The following is a 19899-nucleotide window of genomic DNA, read 5'->3' as shown; positions in this document are numbered from 1 at the left end:
TTCAAACCGTGAATTGTGGGTTTTCGATCAGCAGCGCCATGCCTTGGCCACCGCCGATGCAGGCGGCGGCAATCCCGTAGCGCAGGCCATCCCGGCGCAGTTGCCGAGCCAGGGTGTGCACCACCCGTAGGCCGGTGGCGGCCAGCGGGTGACCCAGGGCAATGGCACCACCATGAACGTTGAGCTTTTCCACATCGAGCTGCAGCGCCCGGGCCACGGCCAGCACCTGGGCAGCCTGAGCCTCGTTGATTTCGAAACGGTCGATCTGTTCCAGGTGCAGGCCGCTGCGTTCCAGCAGCAACGCGATGGCCGGAGCGGGCCCGATGCCCATGGTGTGCGGCGACACGCCAACCGCCGTGGCCATCAGCAAGCGCGCCAACGGCAGCCGGGTACAGGCTGAGTAGCGCGCTACCACCGCTGCGGCGGCGCCATCGACCACTGCACAACTGTTGCCCGCCGTTTGTACGCCGTCACGGTGCACGGCACGCAGCCGGGCCAACGCTGCAGCATCGGTAGGCCGTGGATGGCTGTCCCGGCTGACTTCGCTCACGCCACGCGGCAAGTCGATGCCGCGTGGCAGGCAGCCTTCAACGTCGAATGCCTGCGCCGTGACGCCGACGATTTCCTCATCGAACCAGCCCTGCTGCTGGGCGTGCAAGGCGCGCTGGTGGCTGCGCAAGGCCCAGGCATCCACGCATTCACGGTGCAGGCCGTATTCACGCGCCAGGTTGTCCGCAGTACCAATCATGTCCACGCCGGCAGCGGGGTCGTACAGCGCCTCCCAGAGAAAGTCCTTGAACCCGACCGGCGCACCCAGCCGAAAACCGTTTCGGTGTTCGTAGGCCGCAATCGGGTTGCGCGACATCGACTCGGCGCCCACACACAGCACCTGCTGGGCGCCACTGCGCAACTGCTCGCCAGCCTGGCGCAACAGTTCAAGCCCGGTGCCGCAGATACGCTGCACCGCCAGCGCCGGGACGGACTGCGGCACACCGCAGTACAACCCTACATGGCGCGGCAAGAAGTAGGCATCGAAACTGGCCTGGGCCATGCTGCCGGCGAGCACGCTGTCCACCGCCTGCGGGGCGATGCCGGCCCGTGCCAGTACCTCGCGCCCGGCCTTGATGCCGAGGTCGATGGGCGACACAGCGGACAGTGCGCCGCCCAGGTCTACCCAGGGGGTGCGCACCATATCCACAATGGCCGCGTCATCGAACGTTGTGCACAGGCCGGCGCTGCTCATGGCCGCCCCTGCGCGTGCAGCTGGGTCGGGTCTTCACGGCGGTACAGTGCGTCTACCTGCGCGGCCCGCCGCTGCAGCACCGCACGCTGGTTGATCGAACCCTTGTCGGTAACTTCGCCCGCGTCGATCGACGGCGGCTCTTCCAGTAGCGCCAGCCACTCGATGCGGCTGGCGTTGCCCTGGGCGTCACGGTTAAGGCGCGCCAGCCAGGCGGCAAACCAGTTGCGCACCGTGTCGCTGCCCAGCACCTCGGCATCACTGGCATCGGCCGCCAGGCCAGCAAGTGCCCGGCACTCGGGCAAACGCGGGAACACCAGCAACCCCAGGCACTCGCGGTCCGGCGCGGTTACCACGATGTCCTGCACATAGGGCGAGCCTTCCAGCACTGCTCGGTTACGCAGCGGGCCGACACTGACGAACACCCCGGACGACAACTTGAAGTCCTCGGCGATACGGCCATCGAACATCAGGCCCTGTTCGGGCTGCTGCAAATCGGCCAGCTTCAGCGCATCGCCCGAGCAGTAGAACCCTTCCTCGTCAAAGGCCTCGGCGGTTTGCTGCGGCGAACGCCAGTAACCCGGCATGATGTGCGGGCCGCGGAAGCGCGCCTCCAGCTTGTCGGCCTGGGGTACCAGCTTCACTTCGCAACCCGGCGCCGGCAGCCCCACATAACCGGCCATCGACAACGGCCCGGTGGTGAAGGTGCAAGACGGCGCCGCTTCGGTCATGCCCAGGCCAGCCATCATGCGGATACGCTCGCCACAGTGCTGCTCGGCGATGCGGTCCAGGCGGTCCCACACGCTTTGCGACAGGCCCGCTGCGGCGAAGAAAAACAGCTTGATGCGGGCGAAGAACACATCACGCAACTGGGCGTCCTGCTCCAGTGCCTTGGCCAGTTCTTCCCAGCCCTTGGGCACGGTAAGGTAGGCCGTTGGCGAGATTTCGCGCAGGTTGCGCAAGGTTTCGCCGAAGCCTTGCGGGGTGGGTTTGCCCGCGTCCAGGTAGAAGCTGCCACCGTTGTACAGCACGATGCCAAGGTTGTGGCTGCCGCCAAAGGTGTGGTTCCAGGGCAGCCAGTCCACCAGCACCGGCGGCTCTTCAGCGAACACCGGGAAGGTTTGCAGCAACATCTGCTGGTTTGCGCAGAGCATGCGCTGAGTGGTGATCACCGCCTTGGGCAGTTTGGTGGAGCCCGACGTAAAGAGGAACTTGGCGATGGTGTCGGGCCCCGTTGCGGCAAACGCTGCATCGCCAGCAGCGGTGTCGCAGGGTTGCAGCAGGCTGTCGAAGCTCAAGTGCCCACGCCTCGGTGCTTCGCCGCGCATGCTGACCACGGGTACCGACGCATCAAGCACGGCATCGAAGGCGCGCAAAAACGGCTGAGTATCGGTGGTGAACACCAGGCCGGGGGTCAACACCTGGCATACATGCCGCAGCTTGGCAAAATCCTGCGACAGCAGTGCATAAGCCGGCGATACCGGGCAATACGGGATGCCGGCATACATGGCACCCAGCGCAATCTGCAGATGCTCGATGTCATTGCCGGAAAACAGCGCCAGCGGCCGCTCGGCGCTCAGGCCAAGGCCCAGCAGGTGGGTTGCAATGGTGCGCACCTGGCTGAGCATTTGCGCATAGGTGATTTCACGCCAGGCGCCGTCAGGCTCACGCGCTGCAATAAACACAGTATCCGGGCGCATCTGCGCCCAGTGCAGCAGCCGGTCGAGCAAACGCGCAGGCAGCGGTGCCAGGGGCTCGACCGGCTGCATGCGCAGGATGCCGTCGGCTTCACTGACCTGCACCTGAGGGTGCCCGATGGAGACCTGCCGGTAGGGCGGGCATTGGCCAGGGTCGGACGACCGTAAGCGGGCTTCGGTATTCACGCAGGTTGCTCCTTGTTCTTGTTTTACATCCGCCGCCGCCCGGCGCTGCCGGTGGCGGCCAATTGCGTGTTGCTCAGATGGGGTAATGCCGCGGGCCATGCTGCAGGGTGACCCAGCGCAGCTGGGTGAACTGATCAATGGCCGTGCGGCTGCCGAAGCTGCCGTAGCCACTCGATTTGACCCCGCCAAACGGCATCTGCGCCTCGTCGTGCACGGTCGGGCCATTGATATGGCAAATGCCCGACTCCACCCGCTGGGCCAGTGCCAGCGCACGGCTGGTGTCGCGACTGAAGATGGCCGACGACAGGCCGAATTCGGAGTCGTTGGCCAGCTTCAGCAAGGCTTCGTCACCCTCGGCGCGCAACACCACCGCCACCGGCCCGAAGGACTCCTCGCGGTACAGGTGCATGCTGCTGTCGACGTGGTCGAGCAGGGTCGGCTGCAGGATGCTGCCATCCAGCTGGCCGCCACATACCAGGCGTGCGCCCTTGGCCACGGCATCATCGATCAACGCCTTGATGCGCTCACCGGCCGCGCCGCTGACCAGCGAGCCGAGCACTGATGTGCTGGCCTGCGGGTCGCCGGCGCGCAGACCGGCCACCTTCACCGCCAGCTTGTCGACAAAGGCATCGGCGATGCGGCTGTCCACCACCAGCCGCTCCGTGGACATGCAGATCTGCCCCTGGTTGAAGTAGGCGCCAAACGCCGCAGCTTCGACGGTTGCATCCAGGTCAGCGTCGTCCAGTACCAGCAACGGGGCTTTGCCGCCCAGCTCCAGTAAGGCAGGCTTGAGGTGCCGGGCGGCCAGCTCACCGACAATGCGCCCGACATGGGTAGAACCCGTGAAATTGACACGGCGCACGGCCGGGTTGGCGATCAGCCGCTCGACGATGGCCGGGGCGTCTTGCGGGGCATTGCTGATCACGTTGACCACGCCGTCGCCCAGGCCTGCATCGTGTAGCACCTGGCCGATCAGCCGGTGCGCTGCCGGGCTCAGTTCCGAAGCCTTGAGCACCACCGTGTTGCCGCAGGCCAGCGGCATGGCGATGGCCCGGGTAGCCAGGATGACCGGGGCGTTCCAGGGCGCGATGCCCAGCACCACGCCACAGGGCGCGCGCAAGGCCATGGCGAAACTGCCAGGTACATCCGAAGGGATGACTTCACCGGTAATCTGCGTGGTCATGGCTGCGGCTTCGCGCAGCATATTGGCGGCCAGTTTCACATTGAAGCCATACCAGTTGGCCATGGCCCCGGTCTCACCCGCCACCGCGATAAACTCGTTTGCCCGCGCCTGCAGCAAGTCTGCACCGGCCAGCAAACGGCTGCGACGCTCGCCGGGCGCCAAGGCAGCCCAGGCCGGGAACGCTGCACTGGCAGCGGCTACCGCCGCATCGGCATCGGCCAGCGTGGCAGCGGCGGCTTGCGACACCCCTTCACCGGTGACCGGATTGCAGCGTTCGAAGGTACGTCCATCGCTGGCGGGGCACGACCTCCCGCCTATCAGCAAAGGCACCTGCAACATGCTTATTCCTCTTTTTGTACTTATAGGGAATACCTGCAGGCTGTGGCCGGTAATGGCCCAGCCCGCTTGAGCTCAACGCTTGTAGGCCTGCAAGCCTGGCTTGATGCTCTTGTCGTCGAGGAACTGCTTCATGCCCTGCTCGCGCCCACCTTCGGTGTCCAGCAGACGGGACTGGTCGAGCTTGGCGTACAGGTAGTCTTCGTTCTGCTCCCAGGTCAGTTCGCGGCAGCGCTTGAAACCGTTCTTGGCCGCACGCAACACCACCGGGTTCTTTTCCAGCAGGTTGAGCGCCAGTTCGCGGGTAACGTCACGCAATTGCGCCAGTGGCACGCTTTCGTTAACCAACCCCATCTCGGCGGCTTTAGGCCCACCAAAGGTCTTGCCGGTCATGATGTAGTACAGCGACTGGCGGTGGCCAACGGTATCGGCCATGGCTTTGCTGACCAGGTTGCCCGGCGGGATGCCCCAGTTGATTTCCGACAGGCCGAAGGTAGCCTCGTCGGCACAGATGGCCAGGTCGCAGGCCACCAGCGGGCTGAAGCCGCCGCCAAAGCACCAGCCGTTGACCATTGCGATAGTCGGCTTGGCATACATGCGCAACAGCCTCCATTGCCATTGCGAGGCATCGCGGCGGATTTTTTCTTGCAGGATTTCCGGGCCGGCGTCCACCTCACGGAAGTATTCCTTCAGGTCCATGCCTGCAGTCCACGACTCACCTGCGCCGGTCAACACCAACACCCCGGCGTCGCTGTCCTGTTCCAGGGTTTCCAGCACGTCGACCATTTCCCGGTTCAGCGTGGGGCTCATTGCATTGCGCTTTTCCGGGCGGTTGAGGGTGACCCAGGCAATGCCCGACTCCAGTTCGACCTTCACGGTAGCCCAGCGGCCTTCGTATTTGCTCATGGTTCTGCACTCTTGTTGTTCGAGGTGGTGAACACCAAGCTAAGCGAGGCAATTAGTTATGTCAATTAACTATTATGAAAATTATCTTTCCGCCGCTGCCGGTGTGGCGGTTATTTGCCAGTCACTCCCCTAGCCGGATTTCTCCAAGGCAGGCAGACTGGGTAACTTTCTTATCCATGAGCCAGGAGCCTGTACCCCCATGGCAAGGTCTGCCCGCACTACCGAAACCGCTTCCATGCCCGCTGCAGCTGCGGATGGGGTACTTGAAGACTTGATCGGTTACGCCCTGCGCCGCGCCCAATTGAAGCTGTTTCAGAACCTTATTGGCAGGCTCTCGGCACACGACCTGCGCCCGGCGCAGTTCTCGGCGCTGGCGGTGATCGAGCAGAACCCTGGGTTGATGCAGGCGGACCTGGCGCGCTCGCTGGCGATCGAGCCACCGCAGGTGGTGCCCCTGCTGAACAAGCTGGAAGAACGGGCCTTGGCCGTGCGCGTGCGGTGCAAGCCGGACAAGCGGTCTTACGGAATCTTCTTGAGCAAGGCCGGAGAAGCGCTGCTCAAGGAACTGAAGCAGATCGCCAAGGACAGCGACCGCGAGGCGACCTCGGCGCTGGATGATGAGGAGCGGGACCAGTTGTTGCGGTTGTTGACCAAGATTTACCTGGAGTGACGCTCAGGCGCAGGGGTGCAAACCGGAGACAGCTAGCCCCCTGCGTTGGCCAAAGAGGTATGCTTTTCATCCTTGAGGCTTACGAACCTTGGCCCGCAGCGATTCGAAGTAACCCACCAGCTTCGTGGATGTGGAGGTTTAGTCCTGACTGACCACTCGGCGCCTGAAAAACCACCTCTACATCAACCATAAAATGCATTTATTGAATTTTAAGCATTTTTATTAATTCATATTAATAATATTAGCTTATACGCAAAAAGTATTTCAAAACGTTTTTTCATAGAGATATGTTCTCACCAGACCGACCCCTGACTGGCGGAGGCAAAGGAACCTAATACCTCCTTCAGCCTCAGGTCACCTCACCCGGCTCCGGTATCCAGGTATCCGAAATCCCACTCGATGCTGGTTATCTGGAAGCTGCAGCATGAAGCCTTTGCCCTACCCTGTACGCCCTCACCTGTCCGCCGCCGTTGCATTTGCCCTCTTCACGCCCACGGCCTTCGCCGAGCCTGCCCAAACGCCAGGCGACAAGCTGCCAACCGTCACCGTCACGGCGGAGCACCGTGAAGAGAACCTGCAGAAAACCCCGCTGGCGATCAGCGCCTTCGATGAGCGCACCCTGCAGGATGCGCAGATCAACAACGTGCGGGACCTGTCCGGTCGGGTGCCCAACCTGACGCTGAACCGCCAGTCCATTTCCTACAGCGCACAAACCTACGGCATACGCGGTATTGGCGAGACCGACCCGATCCAGGAAGCGGCCGTTGCGGTATACGCCGATGATTTGTACATCCCGCGGGCGATTTCTTCGATGCTGGACTTCAACGACGTGGAGCGCGTTGAAGTGCTGCGCGGCCCACAAGGCACCCTGTACGGGCGCAACAGTGCAGCCGGCGCGATACGGGTAATCACCCGCGACCCGACCCAGCAGGCCCGCGCCTTCGTCGAGCTGGGTGCCGGCAACTACAACGCACAGAACGGGCGCCTGCTGGTCAGTGGGCCGCTGGTGGACAACACCCTGTTCGGCAGCTTTTCGGCCATACGCCTGACCCGCGACGGCACCGTGTACAACCGCACCCGCCACAAGGACGTCAACAACATCGACATCCAGTCCTACCGCGGCAAGCTGCGCCTGGCCCCGCAGGATTCGCCCTGGGACGTGCAACTGACCCTGGCCGGCACCTTCGACCGCGGCGATACCACCAGCTATACGCCCTTCAACCCGGCCAATGGCCATTTCGACAAGTTCAAGACCTACAGCAGCCTCGACCCGAAGAACAAGCTGGACCAGGGCAGTGCGGTACTGCGTGCGCTCTACAACATCGATGACCACCTGAGTTTCAAGTCGGTCACGGCCTGGTCGGAATTCGACCAGCCGGTGGACTACGACAACTCCGGCCAAGCCAACAGCGGCACCGCGTCGCCGATCCAGAACAACCTGATCACCTACAAGCAGCGTTACGCCACCCAGGAATTCCAGCTCAACGGCGAATACGACAGGTTCAGCTACACCCTCGGTGTGTATCTGTACAAGGAACGCTTCCGCGCCGAGCGCGACAGCCTGACCTTTTCGGTGGCGCAAAACCGGGTCAATGCCAGCGGCCAATACAGCACCACCGACACCGAAAGCTACGCGTTGTACGGGCAGAGCAATTACAAGCTGACCCCTCGCCTGTCGCTGACCACCGGCCTGCGCTTCACCCACGAGCACAAGAACTTCGATTACACCAACTACGCCATCACCACCGACCGGGCAATCACCGGCACCAATTTCGCTGCCGAAACCAGCGATTCCTGGGCATCGCTCAGCCCCAAGATCGGCCTGGAGTACGCCTGGAGCGACAACCTGGTGCAATACGGCTATGTGGCCCGGGGCTTCAAGGCTGGCGGCTTCGACAACCGCGCGCCAACCCGCGCCGCTGCCGAGCAAGGCTTTGATCCGGAAAACGTCACCACCTATGAGGTGGGCTTGAAGGGCGACTTTGCCGATGGCCGCCTGCGCAGCAACATCGCCTTCTTCTACAACGACTACGACGACCTGCAAACTAATGCCTGGGACCCGGCCATCAGCGCCAACCTGCGCACCAACGTTGGCAGTGCCCACACCTACGGCGTGGAGCTGGAAAATACCGTGCTGCTGGCGCGCGACCTGCGCCTGACCGCCAACCTGGGCTACCTGAAAAGCCAGTACGACGACTTCCAGAATGCCAGTGGCCCAGGCGTGAGTGCCGACGGCAAGGAAATGATCTTTGCACCGGAATGGAACGCCAGCCTTGGCCTGAACTGGACGGTGCCCGTCAACCTGCCGGGTGAGCTGGTGGCCAACACCGACTACCAGTACCAGACCCGCTCCTACGCCAACCCGCTGAACGCCGATATCTACGAAGTACCTGCCCAGGGCTTCTGGAATGCCAGCACCAGCTATGCCAGCGCGGACGGCCACTGGACCACCACCTTGTCGGTCAAGAACCTGCTCGACCGCGCCTACCCGCAAAGCATCGCCTACTCGGCCGCCAGCCGCACCGCCTACTACTCGGTGAACGATCCACGCACCGTGCTGCTGAGCGTGCGCTACGAGCTGTAGCGCCGCGCTGAACGGACTCACTTTTCACTTGCAAGGAGAACACACCATGGGCTTGACCCGTAGAGACCTTATTGCCCACCTGATGGCCGCTGGCAGCTATGGCGCCGCGCTTGGCAGCCTGTCCGCCCTGGGCCTGTTGCCCACTGCGGCCACGGCCAGCACCTTCCAGCCGCTGGGCCTGCCGACCACGTCCGGCAACGGCAAGCGCGTGCTGGTGGTGGGGGCTGGCATCAGTGGCCTGGTGGCAGCCTATGAACTTGGCAAAGCCGGTTTTGAGGTGCGCGTGCTGGAAGCCCGCGAGCGAATCGGCGGGCGCGCCTGGACGCTGCGCAACGGCGACGAGGTACTGCACAATGACGGCAGCCGCCAGCAGGTGCGTTTCGACAACGGCCACTACTTCAATGCAGGGCCCGCACGGCTGCCCAGCCACCACCTGACCATCCTCGGCTACTGCCGCGAGCTGGGCGTGCCGCTGGAAGTGCTGGTAAACAGCAGCCGCAACGCCCTCGCCCAACCAGACCTTGCCCAGCCACCGTTGCTGCTGCGCCAGGCGGTGAATGACACCCGTGGGCACCTCAGCGAACTGCTGTCGCGCAGCATCAGCGGCAAAGCCCTGGACAAGGAACTGGACACCGGCGACCAGAAGGCCTTGCTGGACTTTCTCAAGGTGTATGGCGACCTCGACGAGCAGCGCCACTACAAGGGCTCGGTCCGCGCCGGCTACACCCGCTTCGCCGGCGCGGGCGACCAGACACCGATCCAGCGCCAGCCAGTCGCACTCAAGCAACTGCTAAACCCTAACCTGATGCTGCCGCTGGTGTTTGACGAGATCCCGGAGTTTTCCGCCACCATGTTCCAGCCGGTCGGCGGCATGGACCAGATTGCCAAGGCCCTGTACGCCAAGGTGCAGGCCAAGGTGCAACTGCACGCCGAAGTGCAGGCGATCCGCACCGGCGACAACGGTAGCCAGGTTACCTGGCGTGACCGTCGCAGCGGCAAGACCCAGGTGGAAACCGCCGACTACGCCATCGTCACCATCCCCCTGCCACTGCTGGCCCGGGTTGACCACAACTTTGGCAAAACCACCCAGGCGGCCATCGCCCAGGCCAAGCCGGACCTGGCCAACAAGGTGGCGTGGCAGGCACCGCGCTTCTGGGAAAGCGAGTTCCAGATCTATGGCGGGCTCTCCTACATCAACCACGAAGCGCGGCTGCTGTGGTACCCCAGCGACCACCTGAACAGTGCGCAAGGCATCCTGGTGGGCACCTACAACACCGGCGAAGTGGCGCGCACATTTGCCACGCGTTCGACAGAGCAGCAACTGGCGTCCTCGCGCCAGGCCGTGGAGTCGCTGCACCCGGGCCATGCCGGCAAGTTGCAGCGCGGGGTGGCGGTGAACTGGTCCAAGGTGCCGTTCAGCGAAAGCCCGTGGATTGTCCATGACGTGCTGGCCGAACCCGGCTACTCGCACCTCAACCAGCCCCAGGGCCGCACCTGGCTGGCCAGCGATGCACTGGCCCATGGCGGGGTGGGCATCTGGCAGAACAGCGCTGCGGATTCGGCACGCCATGTAGTCGGGCAGATCGCCCAGCACGCCCTGCAACAGCAACGCGGCGTCGCCGCCTGAACAAGGAAGCCTTCTGATGAACACAACTGCCCTGCTGCTTGGAGCCTTCATGTCACTGTCCGCACTTACCGCCCAGGCCGACACCATCAAGCGTGTCGACCCGCCAGGTTCGAAGTTCCCCATTTCGCAACTGGTCACCGTACCCGCCGGTACCTCGCTGACCTTCATCAGCGGGACGCTGCCCGACGTCGCCGACCCCAAGGCGCCACCGCAGACCATTGCCGCCTATGGCAACACCGAAACCCAGGCCCGCTCGGTACTGAAAAAGATCCAGGCAGCCCTGCAAAGCCAGGGCCTGGGCCTGAGTGACGTGGTACAGCTGAGGGTGTTTCTGGTAGGCGACCCCGCCACCGAAGGCAAGCTGGATTTTGCCGGGCTGCAAGCCGCCTACACCGAATTTTTCGCCACTGCCGAGCAACCGAAAAAGCCAACTCGCACCGCCTTGCAGGTGGTGGCCCTGCCCCTGCCGGGCGCCCTGGTCGAGATCGAAGCGGTCGCTGCAAAAGCGCCCTGATACGCCGCTAACCCACCCCCTTGTTGCTTGCCTGCCGGGGCCACCCGGCGGGCGGCCCCTGTGCACCCGCTGTTCGACAGCGCTCATGGAGAGCGAACATGCTTCACGCCTTGAAACTGCCCAGCCCGCGCCTGCAACCCGCACTGCTGACCATGGCCCTTGGTACCACCGGCCTGGCCGCGCCTGACGCATTTGCCGAAAGCGCTACCCAGGCCACGGCCCCGTCACAGCTCGGCACCGTGATCGTCACCGGCAACCGTGGCTCGGAAAAACGCACGGTCACCACAAGCCCGGTGCCGATCGATGTGATCAGCGCCAAGCAATTGCAGCAAACCGGCAAACCCGGCCTGATGGAAGCCCTCAGCGCCAGCGTGCCATCCTTCACCCTGCCGGAAAAGACCGGCTGGGACGCCAGCGGCATGGCCCGTGCGCCCAGCCTGCGCGGGCTGAATGCGGCGCAGGTGCTGGTGCTGGTGAACGGCAAGCGCCGCCATACCAGCGCTACCCTGAACATCAGCGGCATCCAGGCGGGCGCTGCGCCCACCGACCTTGACCTGATCCCCATCAGCCTCATCGACCACGTCGAGGTGCTGCGCGATGGCGCGGCTGCCCAGTACGGCTCCGACGCCATCGCCGGGGTGATCAACGTGATCCTCAAGGCCGACGCTACCGGCACCTCGGTGACCAACGCCGGCCAGGGTTACGACGGCAAGAAGCAGACCGTGCAGCAAGGCTTGAACAAGGGGTTCGAAATCGGTGACAGTGGCATCGTGCAACTGGCCCTGGATGCGCGCAGCCAGAACGACGACAACAAGGCCAGCGCCAACGGCTACAGCTATGCCGAAGCCTTCGACAAGGCCGGCAAGTCGACCTACGGCGGCTACGGCACGCCGAAGATCAACCTGCTGACCCTGGGCTACAACGCCGAACTGCCGCTAAGCGATGATCTGACCCTGTATTCCTTCACCACCTATTCGCACCGCAAGGCCGAGCAGGGGCAGAACTTCCGCCTGCCGACCATCACCAACACCATCACCACCGGCCCTAACGGTTACCCCGGCGGTTACGCGCCCACCTGGTACATCGAGGAAGATGATGTGCAAGGGGCCTTTGGCGCCAAGGGCAATGCCGGCGAGTGGGCCTGGGACCTGTCCAGCACCTACGGGCGCAACGCGGCGCTGCAGGGCACCACACACAACCAGAACGCCTCGCTGGGCGAGGCCACGCCCAACCATTTCGAATCGGGCACCTGGATCGCCACACAGCTGACCAGCAACCTGGACCTGCAACGCAGCTTCGACATCGGCCTGGACAAGCCGCTTGACCTGTCCTGGGGCCTGGAGCACCGCCGTGACACCTACCAGGTGCGCGATGGCGACTGGGCCTCGTGGGCCAACGGCGGCTACTGCCGTGCGCCGGGCGACTGCGCCGCGTCCGGTGCACAGGTCACCAACGGCATCTCGCCGGACGAAGCCACCAGCACCAGCCGCAACAGCGTGGCCAGCTACATCGACGTCGGCTTCAACCCGCTGCCGCAGTGGTACCTGGGCAGCGCATTGCGCTACGAACACTACAACCGCGGAGTGGGCGCCACCCGCAGCGGCAAGCTGACCACGCGCTACGAGTTCACCCCCGAGCTGGCCGTGCGCGCCACGGTCAGCAACGGCTTTCGTGCACCGTCGCTGGCCAACAGCCTGTTCAGCGCCCGCTCGACTACCTACGGTGTGGTCAATGGTGTGTACCAATCGATCAACTACGGCGTACTGCCGGTGGACTCGGCGGCAGCCAAGGCATTGGGCGCCACCGCACTCAAGCCCGAGCGTTCGACCAACTACAGCCTGGGCCTGACCTATCAGCCTGCCCCGCAACTGTCGTTTACCGCAGATGCTTACGTGATCAACGTACGCGACCGCATCACCCTCACCGGCACCCTGCTGGGCGACGAAGTAACCCAGACGCTGCTGGACAACGGTATCGACTCCACCTCTGGCGGGCGCTACTTCACCAACGGCGCAAACACCCGCACCAAGGGCCTGGACCTGGTCGGCAATTTCGACCAGAACCTGGGCAACTGGGGGCAACTGAAATGGACAGCCGCCTTCAACTGGAACCAGACGCAGATCCTGAGCTACAAGGAGAACGTCACTATCCAGGGCACGGACTACAGCCTGATGGACCGCCAGGCGCGCAATTTTTTGACTGAGGTGCAGCCGCACACCAAGCTGATTCTGGGCGCCAACTGGCAACGCGACCGCTGGACCAGCAACCTGACCCTGACCCGCTATGGTTCATGGCGTGAAGTGAACTCGGCGACCGACCGCAGCCTGGACCGTGAGTACAAGGCGCGCTGGATTACCGACATCGATGTGGGGTATCAGCTGACCAAAGACCTCAACCTGGCCGTGGGGGCACAGAACCTGTTTGATGTTTACCCCGAACGGCAGAACCCCAGCAGCAAGACCATGACCAAGGGGTATGGGGCGTATTCACCTTATGGTTTTACCGGGGGTTACTACTTCACCCGGCTGACTTACAACTTCTGATATGCACCGTTTGCAGACTGGGGCTGCTGCGCAGCCCATCGCGACACAAGGCCGCTCCTACAAGAACCGCGATCGCCTGTAGGAGCGGCCTTGTGTCGCGACGGGCCGCAAAGTGGCTCCGAAAAACCTATTACAAAACGCATATTTAAAGTATTTCAACATCAGTTATTTTAATTATTAACATAGCACCGCTGGGTATTTCACAGGTCTGTCGAATAATCGCTAAGGTGCGCCATCTTCCCAGGAGCCGCCCTTCATGCCACACGCCACGTCCCGGCTGCCAGACAACAACGGTTGCGTCCTCTGAACGCGCCAGCCACCCCCCGGCCTGCAACCAGTGCCCCCGATGCACCGCTGGACCGCAAGGTACCCATCGGCCTGCTGGGTATCGTACTGGTAATGCGGCATGTGCCCGACTACTGCGGCCAACAGCAGCATCCACTGGACAAGGTCGGCTTCGTGCTCAGCAGTGCGGCGCTGGCCAGCCTGATGCTGGCGTTCGAATCACTCGGCCACGGGCAGTTGCTTGGCGGTTACTGGCCTGCGCTGCTACTGGCCACGGGCATTGTGTTCGGCAGTTTTTACCTGCACCACACCAAGCGTTACCCCACGCCGCTGCTGGACCTCTCGCTACTGCGCATCCCCACCTTCGGTATCGTGCTGCTGGGCGGCATGCTGTTTCGGCTGGGCAGCGCTGCCCTGCCCTTTTTGCTGGTGCTGCGGTTCCAGGTAGGTTTTGGCCTGAGCGCCTTGCAGGCCGGGTTGATGACCTTTGCCGGGGGCGCGGGCGCCTTGGTCATCAAGTTCATCTCGGTGCGCCTGGTGCGACGCTTTGGCTTTCGCCGCATTCTGGTGTGCAACGCCATCATCGGTGCCGCCTGCATGGCCCTGTGTGCCCTGTTACGGCCCGATACCGGTATGGTGCTGACGCTGCTTGTGCTGTTTTCGGGCGGCGTGTCGCGCTCGTTGCAGATGAGCACTCTGGGGGCGCTTGGCTACGCCGACGTCAGCCGCGAACAAGCCGGCCAGGCCAGCACCTTGTCGGCCATGTCGGTTCAGCTGGGCATGAGCCTGGCAGTGTGCATCGCGGCCCTGCTGCTGGGGCTCATCCAGCACACCAATGGCCATGGCGTGCCCGCCATTGAAGACATCGGGTTGGCCATGGCGCTGGCTAGCCTGCTTTGCGTATTGTCGGCGCTGATCTTCAGCCGGCTTGGGCAGGAGTCTGGGCAGGCCGTTGCGAGAGGCTAAGGCTGGAACCTTTTTCCCGAACCATTCATCAAGGAAGTGCCATGCAAAAACGTACCCTCGGGCGCACCGACCTTAAGCTCAGCGCCATCACCCTCGGTACCATGACCTGGGGCGAGCAAAACACCGAAGCCGAAGCCTTCGAACAAATCCGCCTGGCCAAAGATGCCGGGGTCAACACACTGGATACCGCCGAGATGTACCCCGTGCCGCCAAACGGCACCACCTATGGCAGCACGGAAACCATCATTGGCAACTACTTCCGCCGCCATGGCGACCGCAGTGATTGGGTGCTGGCCAGCAAGGTCGCCGGCCCCGGCCGCCTCGAGCACATTCGCGACGGCAACCCGCGGCTGGACCGCAAGAACATCGTCGCCGCCCTGGACGCCAGCCTGGACCGCCTGCAAACCGACTACCTGGACCTTTACCAACTGCACTGGCCAGACCGCAAAACCAATTGCTTCGGCCAACTAGGCTACAAGCACGAGCCGGACGACCAAGCCACCGCCATCGAAGACACCCTGGAAGTGCTGGACGACCTGGTCAAGGCCGGCAAAATCCGCCATATCGGCCTGTCCAACGAAACGCCCTGGGGCACCTCGCGGTTTCTGCAACTGGCTGAAACCCGCGGCTGGCCGCGGGCGGTGTCGATCCAGAACCCTTACAGCCTGCTGAACCGCAGCTTTGAAGTGGGCCTGGCGGAAATTGCCCTGCGCGAACAGATCGGCCTGCTGGCGTACTCGCCTCTGGCGTTTGGCGTGCTGTCTGGCAAGTACTTGGGCGGCGCCCGCCCGGCCGGGGCACGCTTGAGCCTGTTCGAGCGCTTCCAGCGATACAACAACACGCAGGTTGAAAAGGCCGCCAGCGCCTATGTGGAACTGGCCCTCCAGCACGGGCTCGACCCTGCGCAGCTGGCGCTGGCGTTCGTGACTGCGCAGCCGTTTGTGACCAGTAATATCATTGGTGCTACCACGCTGGAGCAGTTGCGCAGCAACCTGGCCAGTGTGGAATTGCGGCTGGATGACGAAGTGCTGGCGGGGATCGAGGCTATTCACCAACAACAGCCGAACCCGGCACCTTGAGTTAGCTGAGTGGCCTGCGAGATATTGGGGCTGCTGCGCAGCCCATCCGAACGGCACGGCCCCTATTACAAAAGTCCGTGCCATTGAGTTAGATTCATTCGAGACATGAGGCGCATCTTATGAGCCTGATCCCCGGATTATCTGCCAATGCCCGCGTGCTGATATGTGGCGCCAGCCGAGGTATCGGCCTGGCACTGTGTACGGCGTTGCTGACCCGCGATGATGTAAGCCGGGTCTGGGCTGTGTCGCGGCATGCCAGCACCGCTGACGGGTTGCTTGCCCTTGCCCGGGCATATGGCGAACGCGTGGTACTGCTGGATTGCGATGCGCGCGACGAGCTGGCGCTGGCGGCGCTTGCAAACGAGGTGGGCATTGCCTGCCCGCACCTTCACCTGGTTATCAGTACACTCGGTATCCTCCACCAAGAGGGCACCAAAGCCGAGAAATCGCTGGCCCAACTGGACCTCACCAGCCTGCAGGCCAGCTTCGTCACCAATGCATTCGCACCGATCCTGTTGCTCAAGCACCTGATGCCACTGCTGCGCAAACAGCCCGCCACCTTTGCAGCCCTGTCGGCCAGGGTTGGTTCGATCGGCGACAATCGACTGGGCGGCTGGTACAGCTATCGCGCGAGCAAGGCGGCGCTGAACCAGCTGCTGCACACGGCAAGCATCGAACTGAAACGCCTGAACCCGAACGCCACGGTCCTGGCGCTGCATCCGGGGACTACCGATACCGAACTCTCACGGCCGTTTCAAGGGAATGTGACGGAGGGGCAGCTGTTTGAACCGGCGTTTGCTGCACGTTGTGTGATTGAGCAGGTGGGGCGGCTTGGGCCGTCGGAGAGTGGCAGTTTTTGGGGGTGGGATGGCGAGCGGATAGCGTGGTGAGCGCGCTCGCGCCGGGTGCGCTGCTGCAGCCCGGCCGAGGCAGTGCGTTCCATCGCGAGGTCAGATCAGCGAGGGCCACCGCCCTGATGGCCGCCGAAGCCACCGCCACCGCCACCGCCGTGGCCACCACCGTGACCGCCGCCACCGCCCGGCGGCATGAACATCCAGCAACCCGACAGGCTAGATACCAGGACTGCAACCAGGGCTGCACGGAAAAGATGTTTCGACTTCATTGGAACGCTCCACAGGGTTAGATCTGCTGCCTGCCAGTAGCCGGCTGGGCAGCGGGCGGATTCTAGAGCTGCGGCATGATGGCCCGGGGAAACTTTGCATATCTTTACAGTCGGTGCAGGCACAACGGCGTGGCGAAGGCGAGAGAATGGCTCGGTAAAGCGTCCTTGACCCACTCCCCCCCACCGCCGCATGCTCGAACGCTTCCACCCCACGCTCAAGGAACGATTGCATGAAGCTGGAAACTCTCGCCATCCACGCGGGCTTCAGCCCCGACCCGACCACCAAGGCAGTGGCCGTACCGATCTACCAGACCACCTCCTTCGCCTTCGACGACACCCAGCACGGCGCCGACCTGTTCGACCTGAAAGTGGCCGGCAACATCTATTCGCGCATCATGAACCCTACCAACGATGTGCTCGAGCAGCGCATGGCCGCCCTCGAAGGCGGGGTCGGCGCGCTGGCGGTGGCCTCGGGCATGGCGGCCATCACCTACGCCATCCAGACCGTCGCCGAGGCCGGTGACAACATTGTCTCGGTGGCCAAGCTATACGGCGGCACCTACAACCTGCTGGCCCACACCCTGCCGCGCATGGGCATCCAAACCCGCTTCGCCGCCCATGACGACATCGCTGCCCTCGAAGCGTTGATCGATGCGCGCACCAAGGCGGTGTTCTGCGAATCCATCGGCAACCCCGCCGGCAATATCGTCGATATCGCCGCACTGGCCGAAGCCGCCCACCGCCACGGTGTGCCGCTGATCGTCGATAACACCGTGGCCACCCCGGTGCTGTGCCGACCGTTCGAGCATGGCGCGGACATCATCGTGCACTCGCTGACCAAGTACATCGGCGGCCACGGTACCAGCATCGGCGGCATCGTCATCGACGCCGGCACGTTCCCCTGGGCCGACAACAAGGAGCGTTTCGCCCTGCTCAACACCCCCGACCCGTCCTACCACGGTGTCACCTACACCGAAGCCTTCGGCCCCGCCGCCTTCATTGGCCGCTGCCGCGTGGTGCCGTTGCGTAACATGGGCGCCGCGCTGTCGCCGTTCAACGCCTTCCTGATCCTGCAAGGCCTGGAAACCCTGGCCTTGCGCATGGAGCGCCACACCGAGAATGCGCTGAAGGTCGCCCATTACCTGCAAGCCCACGAGCAGGTGGCCTGGGTGAAGTACGCCGGGCTGCCCGACCACCCCGAGCATGAACTGGCCCAGCGCTACACCGGCGGCAAGCCGGCGTCGATCCTGTCGTTCGGCATCAAGGGCGGCCAGGCTGCCGGTGCGCGTTTCATCGATGCGTTGCAACTGGTGGTGCGCCTGGTGAACATCGGCGATGCCAAGTCACTGGCTTGCCACCCCGCCTCCACCACCCACCGCCAGCTCAACGACGAGGAGCTGGAAAAGGCCGGCGTGCCGCGGGACATGGTGCGCCTGTCGATCGGTATCGAGCACAGCGACGACATCATCGCCGACCTGGCCCAGGCCCTGGAGGCCAGCCGCGGGTGATTCATCTGCGCCCTACCCAATGCCGACGGCGGGCGCGCCCCGTCATCTAGCCTGGATACATCCGCAATGACCTTGTTCTACCTGAAACTTATCGTCACCCCCCTGCTGATGTGGGCCATCTCCCTCGCTTCGCGGCGCTGGGGCGGTTTGCTGGGTGGGTTGCTGTCCGGCCTGCCGATCACCTCGGCACTGGTAATGACCTTCCTGTGCCTGGAACAGGGCAATGCCTTCGCGTTGGGCGCGATACCCGGCGCACTGGGCGGCCTGGCGGCGGTGCAGGCCACCTACACCTTCTACCTGTTGGCCACGCGCAGGCACGGCACCGCCGCGGCCGTTCTGCTGGCATTGCTGTGCTATGGCGTGGCCGCCTATACGTTCACCCACTGGGGCAACCTGTACCTGTCGATTGCCGTGGCACTGGTGCTGATCGGCGTGCTGATACGCGCCAGCGGCCGCGAGCCCAAGCCCGACACTTTGAGCCGCACCCGTCAGCGATTTTGGGAGATCCCGCTGCGCATGGTGTCTGCTACTTGCCTGCTGATGATCATCACCAGCCTGGCCAGTTGGTTGGGCCCGGCGACCAGCGGGATGCTCGCGCCGATACCGGTGATTGCCTGGCCGCTGGTGGTGTTCGCCCACGTACAAGGCGGGCGGGCCGGGATGGTTGCGATGGTGCGGGGCAATGCGATCGGGGCAGTGGGGGTGATCGCGTTTTATCTGGTTTTGGCGGGGCTGCTCGAAACGTGGGGCGTTGGCGTTACCATCGGGCTGGCCATGGTTTGTGCTGTGGTGCTGACCGTTGGGTTGGCCACTGTGTTGAGGCGGCGTTGATGTGCTATTGGGGCTGCTGCGCAGCCCATCGCGACACAAGGCCGCTCCTACAGGGACCGCGTAAATCCTGGGCTGTGCAGAACACCGGCGCAGCGCTGCTGGATCAATATATCGAGGCAAGCCATGGACTATATGATTCGCAGAGCTGTAATGGCCGATGCTGCTGGCATCAGCCAAGTGATCATCGCCGCCCTGCGCCAGACAAACGCTGCGGACTACGATGCCGCGACCATTGCCAGGGTCGAGCAATCGTTCAGCGAAGCGCGCATTGCTGACCTGCTTGAGAAACGCCTGATCTTCGTTGCGGCCGATCACGATGAGGTCGTGGCCACTGCCAGCCTTGAAGATGATGTAGTCAGAAGCGTATTCGTCGCCCCCGAATATCAGCGGTCAGGAATCGGCGAGCATTTGATGTTGGCAGTCGAAAACGAGGCGCTGATGCATGGCTCACAACGGTTGCGAGTGCCCTCTTCGATTACGGCGCAGGGTTTCTACACGCGCTTGGGGTACAGCAAAGTACGTGATGAATACCACGGCGATGAACGCACGATCATCATGGAGAAGCGGCTAATCGAACCATGATGGCAGGGCCTGGACGCCTTAAAGTTGCTGGCATCTGGC

General features: G+C 63.4%; 16 protein-coding genes. 11 read left to right on the top strand and 5 right to left on the bottom strand.

The annotated features are described in order from the left end of the window. Position 1: 1 nt before the first annotated feature. The 4 genes from JOY50_RS04565 to JOY50_RS04550 form a co-directional block, all read right to left on the bottom strand. Positions 2–1243 carry a thiolase family protein gene (locus JOY50_RS04565; RefSeq protein WP_243054833.1) on the bottom strand — a complete coding sequence of 414 codons (1242 nt, stop codon included), beginning with the start codon at positions 1241–1243 and terminating at the stop codon, positions 2–4. After that, on the bottom strand, positions 1240–3123 hold the full coding sequence (locus tag JOY50_RS04560) for a feruloyl-CoA synthase (protein ID WP_138736843.1): 1884 nt from the start codon (positions 3121–3123) through the stop codon (positions 1240–1242). The genes JOY50_RS04565 and JOY50_RS04560 overlap by 4 nt, the downstream gene beginning before the upstream one ends. A 73-nt stretch (positions 3124–3196) precedes the next feature. Beyond that, the gene (locus tag JOY50_RS04555; protein WP_132841472.1) at positions 3197–4645 is read right to left on the bottom strand and encodes an aldehyde dehydrogenase; all 1449 of its coding nucleotides are present in this window, start codon (positions 4643–4645) and stop codon (positions 3197–3199) included. A 72-nt stretch (positions 4646–4717) separates the two neighbouring features. After that, positions 4718–5548, bottom strand: coding sequence for a p-hydroxycinnamoyl CoA hydratase/lyase (locus JOY50_RS04550; RefSeq protein ID WP_019473962.1), 831 nt, complete (start codon positions 5546–5548; stop codon positions 4718–4720). A gap of 199 nt (positions 5549–5747) precedes the next feature. On the opposite strand from JOY50_RS04550, the gene JOY50_RS04545 reads away from it, so the two are divergent. From JOY50_RS04545 to JOY50_RS04510, 8 genes are all read left to right on the top strand, one after another. Next, positions 5748–6218: a MarR family winged helix-turn-helix transcriptional regulator gene (locus JOY50_RS04545; protein WP_019473961.1), complete on the top strand. Its 471-nt coding sequence runs from the start codon at positions 5748–5750 to the stop codon at positions 6216–6218. Between the two features lie 424 nt (positions 6219–6642). After that, positions 6643–8802: a TonB-dependent receptor gene (locus tag JOY50_RS04540; protein WP_243054832.1), complete on the top strand. Its 2160-nt coding sequence runs from the start codon at positions 6643–6645 to the stop codon at positions 8800–8802. Positions 8803–8848: 46 nt separating this feature from the next. Next, complete coding sequence (locus tag JOY50_RS04535; protein ID WP_243054831.1) at positions 8849–10429, top strand: FAD-dependent oxidoreductase; 1581 nt, start codon at positions 8849–8851, stop codon at positions 10427–10429. A gap of 16 nt (positions 10430–10445) precedes the next feature. Continuing rightward, positions 10446–10943, top strand: a complete 498-nt coding sequence (locus tag JOY50_RS04530; RefSeq protein WP_063426870.1) for a RidA family protein — start codon at positions 10446–10448, stop codon at positions 10941–10943. 98 nt (positions 10944–11041) lie between these two features. Then, positions 11042–13486 (top strand): TonB-dependent siderophore receptor, encoded by a 2445-nt coding sequence (locus JOY50_RS04525; RefSeq protein ID WP_243054830.1) that lies wholly within the window; start codon positions 11042–11044, stop codon positions 13484–13486. Positions 13487–13780: 294 nt separating this feature from the next. Continuing rightward, on the top strand, positions 13781–14737 hold the full coding sequence (locus JOY50_RS04520) for a hypothetical protein (RefSeq protein WP_243054829.1): 957 nt from the start codon (positions 13781–13783) through the stop codon (positions 14735–14737). Positions 14738–14778: 41 nt separating this feature from the next. Next, positions 14779–15816 carry an NADP(H)-dependent aldo-keto reductase gene (locus tag JOY50_RS04515; RefSeq protein WP_243054828.1) on the top strand — a complete coding sequence of 346 codons (1038 nt, stop codon included), beginning with the start codon at positions 14779–14781 and terminating at the stop codon, positions 15814–15816. A 119-nt stretch (positions 15817–15935) separates the two neighbouring features. Beyond that, complete coding sequence (locus JOY50_RS04510) at positions 15936–16706, top strand: SDR family NAD(P)-dependent oxidoreductase (protein ID WP_132841485.1); 771 nt, start codon at positions 15936–15938, stop codon at positions 16704–16706. A gap of 65 nt (positions 16707–16771) precedes the next feature. Here the strand turns inward: JOY50_RS04510 and JOY50_RS04505 are convergent, their stop codons facing one another. Then, on the bottom strand, positions 16772–16939 hold the full coding sequence (locus JOY50_RS04505; RefSeq protein ID WP_165931604.1) for a hypothetical protein: 168 nt from the start codon (positions 16937–16939) through the stop codon (positions 16772–16774). A gap of 230 nt (positions 16940–17169) precedes the next feature. Between JOY50_RS04505 and JOY50_RS04500 the strand changes: the two genes are divergently transcribed. The 3 genes from JOY50_RS04500 to JOY50_RS04490 all read left to right on the top strand — a co-directional run bounded on the left by JOY50_RS04500 (position 17170) and on the right by JOY50_RS04490 (position 19860). Continuing rightward, positions 17170–18447 (top strand): bifunctional O-acetylhomoserine aminocarboxypropyltransferase/cysteine synthase, encoded by a 1278-nt coding sequence (locus JOY50_RS04500; protein WP_138736847.1) that lies wholly within the window; start codon positions 17170–17172, stop codon positions 18445–18447. A 66-nt stretch (positions 18448–18513) separates the two neighbouring features. Continuing rightward, positions 18514–19278, top strand: a complete 765-nt coding sequence (locus JOY50_RS04495; RefSeq protein WP_138736848.1) for a hypothetical protein — start codon at positions 18514–18516, stop codon at positions 19276–19278. A gap of 123 nt (positions 19279–19401) precedes the next feature. Next, positions 19402–19860 (top strand): GNAT family N-acetyltransferase, encoded by a 459-nt coding sequence (locus tag JOY50_RS04490; RefSeq protein WP_243054827.1) that lies wholly within the window; start codon positions 19402–19404, stop codon positions 19858–19860. Positions 19861–19899 lie beyond the last annotated feature (39 nt).

Origin of the sequence: Pseudomonas sp. BP01, assembly GCF_022760795.1 — a bacterium.
In the GTDB taxonomy this organism is placed as follows: Bacteria; Pseudomonadota; Gammaproteobacteria; order Pseudomonadales; family Pseudomonadaceae; genus Aquipseudomonas; species Aquipseudomonas putida_Q.
This window is presented reverse-complemented; position numbering and strand designations above follow the sequence as displayed.

What these genes read in the sequence shown, in the direction of transcription:
- JOY50_RS04545 (WP_019473961.1), top strand. Translation starts at nt 5,748, where the DNA reads ATGGCAAGGTCTGCCCGCACTACCGAAACCGCTTCCATGCCCGCTGCA.
- JOY50_RS04565 (WP_243054833.1), bottom strand. Translation starts at nt 1,243, where the DNA reads ATGAGCAGCGCCGGCCTGTGCACAACGTTCGATGACGCGGCCATTGTG.
- JOY50_RS04495 (WP_138736848.1), top strand. Translation starts at nt 18,514, where the DNA reads ATGACCTTGTTCTACCTGAAACTTATCGTCACCCCCCTGCTGATGTGG.
- JOY50_RS04525 (WP_243054830.1), top strand. Translation starts at nt 11,042, where the DNA reads ATGCTTCACGCCTTGAAACTGCCCAGCCCGCGCCTGCAACCCGCACTG.
- JOY50_RS04515 (WP_243054828.1), top strand. Translation starts at nt 14,779, where the DNA reads ATGCAAAAACGTACCCTCGGGCGCACCGACCTTAAGCTCAGCGCCATC.
- JOY50_RS04550 (WP_019473962.1), bottom strand. Translation starts at nt 5,548, where the DNA reads ATGAGCAAATACGAAGGCCGCTGGGCTACCGTGAAGGTCGAACTGGAG.
- JOY50_RS04500 (WP_138736847.1), top strand. Translation starts at nt 17,170, where the DNA reads ATGAAGCTGGAAACTCTCGCCATCCACGCGGGCTTCAGCCCCGACCCG.
- JOY50_RS04490 (WP_243054827.1), top strand. Translation starts at nt 19,402, where the DNA reads ATGGACTATATGATTCGCAGAGCTGTAATGGCCGATGCTGCTGGCATC.
- JOY50_RS04555 (WP_132841472.1), bottom strand. Translation starts at nt 4,645, where the DNA reads ATGTTGCAGGTGCCTTTGCTGATAGGCGGGAGGTCGTGCCCCGCCAGC.
- JOY50_RS04530 (WP_063426870.1), top strand. Translation starts at nt 10,446, where the DNA reads ATGAACACAACTGCCCTGCTGCTTGGAGCCTTCATGTCACTGTCCGCA.
- JOY50_RS04535 (WP_243054831.1), top strand. Translation starts at nt 8,849, where the DNA reads ATGGGCTTGACCCGTAGAGACCTTATTGCCCACCTGATGGCCGCTGGC.
- JOY50_RS04510 (WP_132841485.1), top strand. Translation starts at nt 15,936, where the DNA reads ATGAGCCTGATCCCCGGATTATCTGCCAATGCCCGCGTGCTGATATGT.
- JOY50_RS04540 (WP_243054832.1), top strand. Translation starts at nt 6,643, where the DNA reads ATGAAGCCTTTGCCCTACCCTGTACGCCCTCACCTGTCCGCCGCCGTT.
- JOY50_RS04505 (WP_165931604.1), bottom strand. Translation starts at nt 16,939, where the DNA reads ATGAAGTCGAAACATCTTTTCCGTGCAGCCCTGGTTGCAGTCCTGGTA.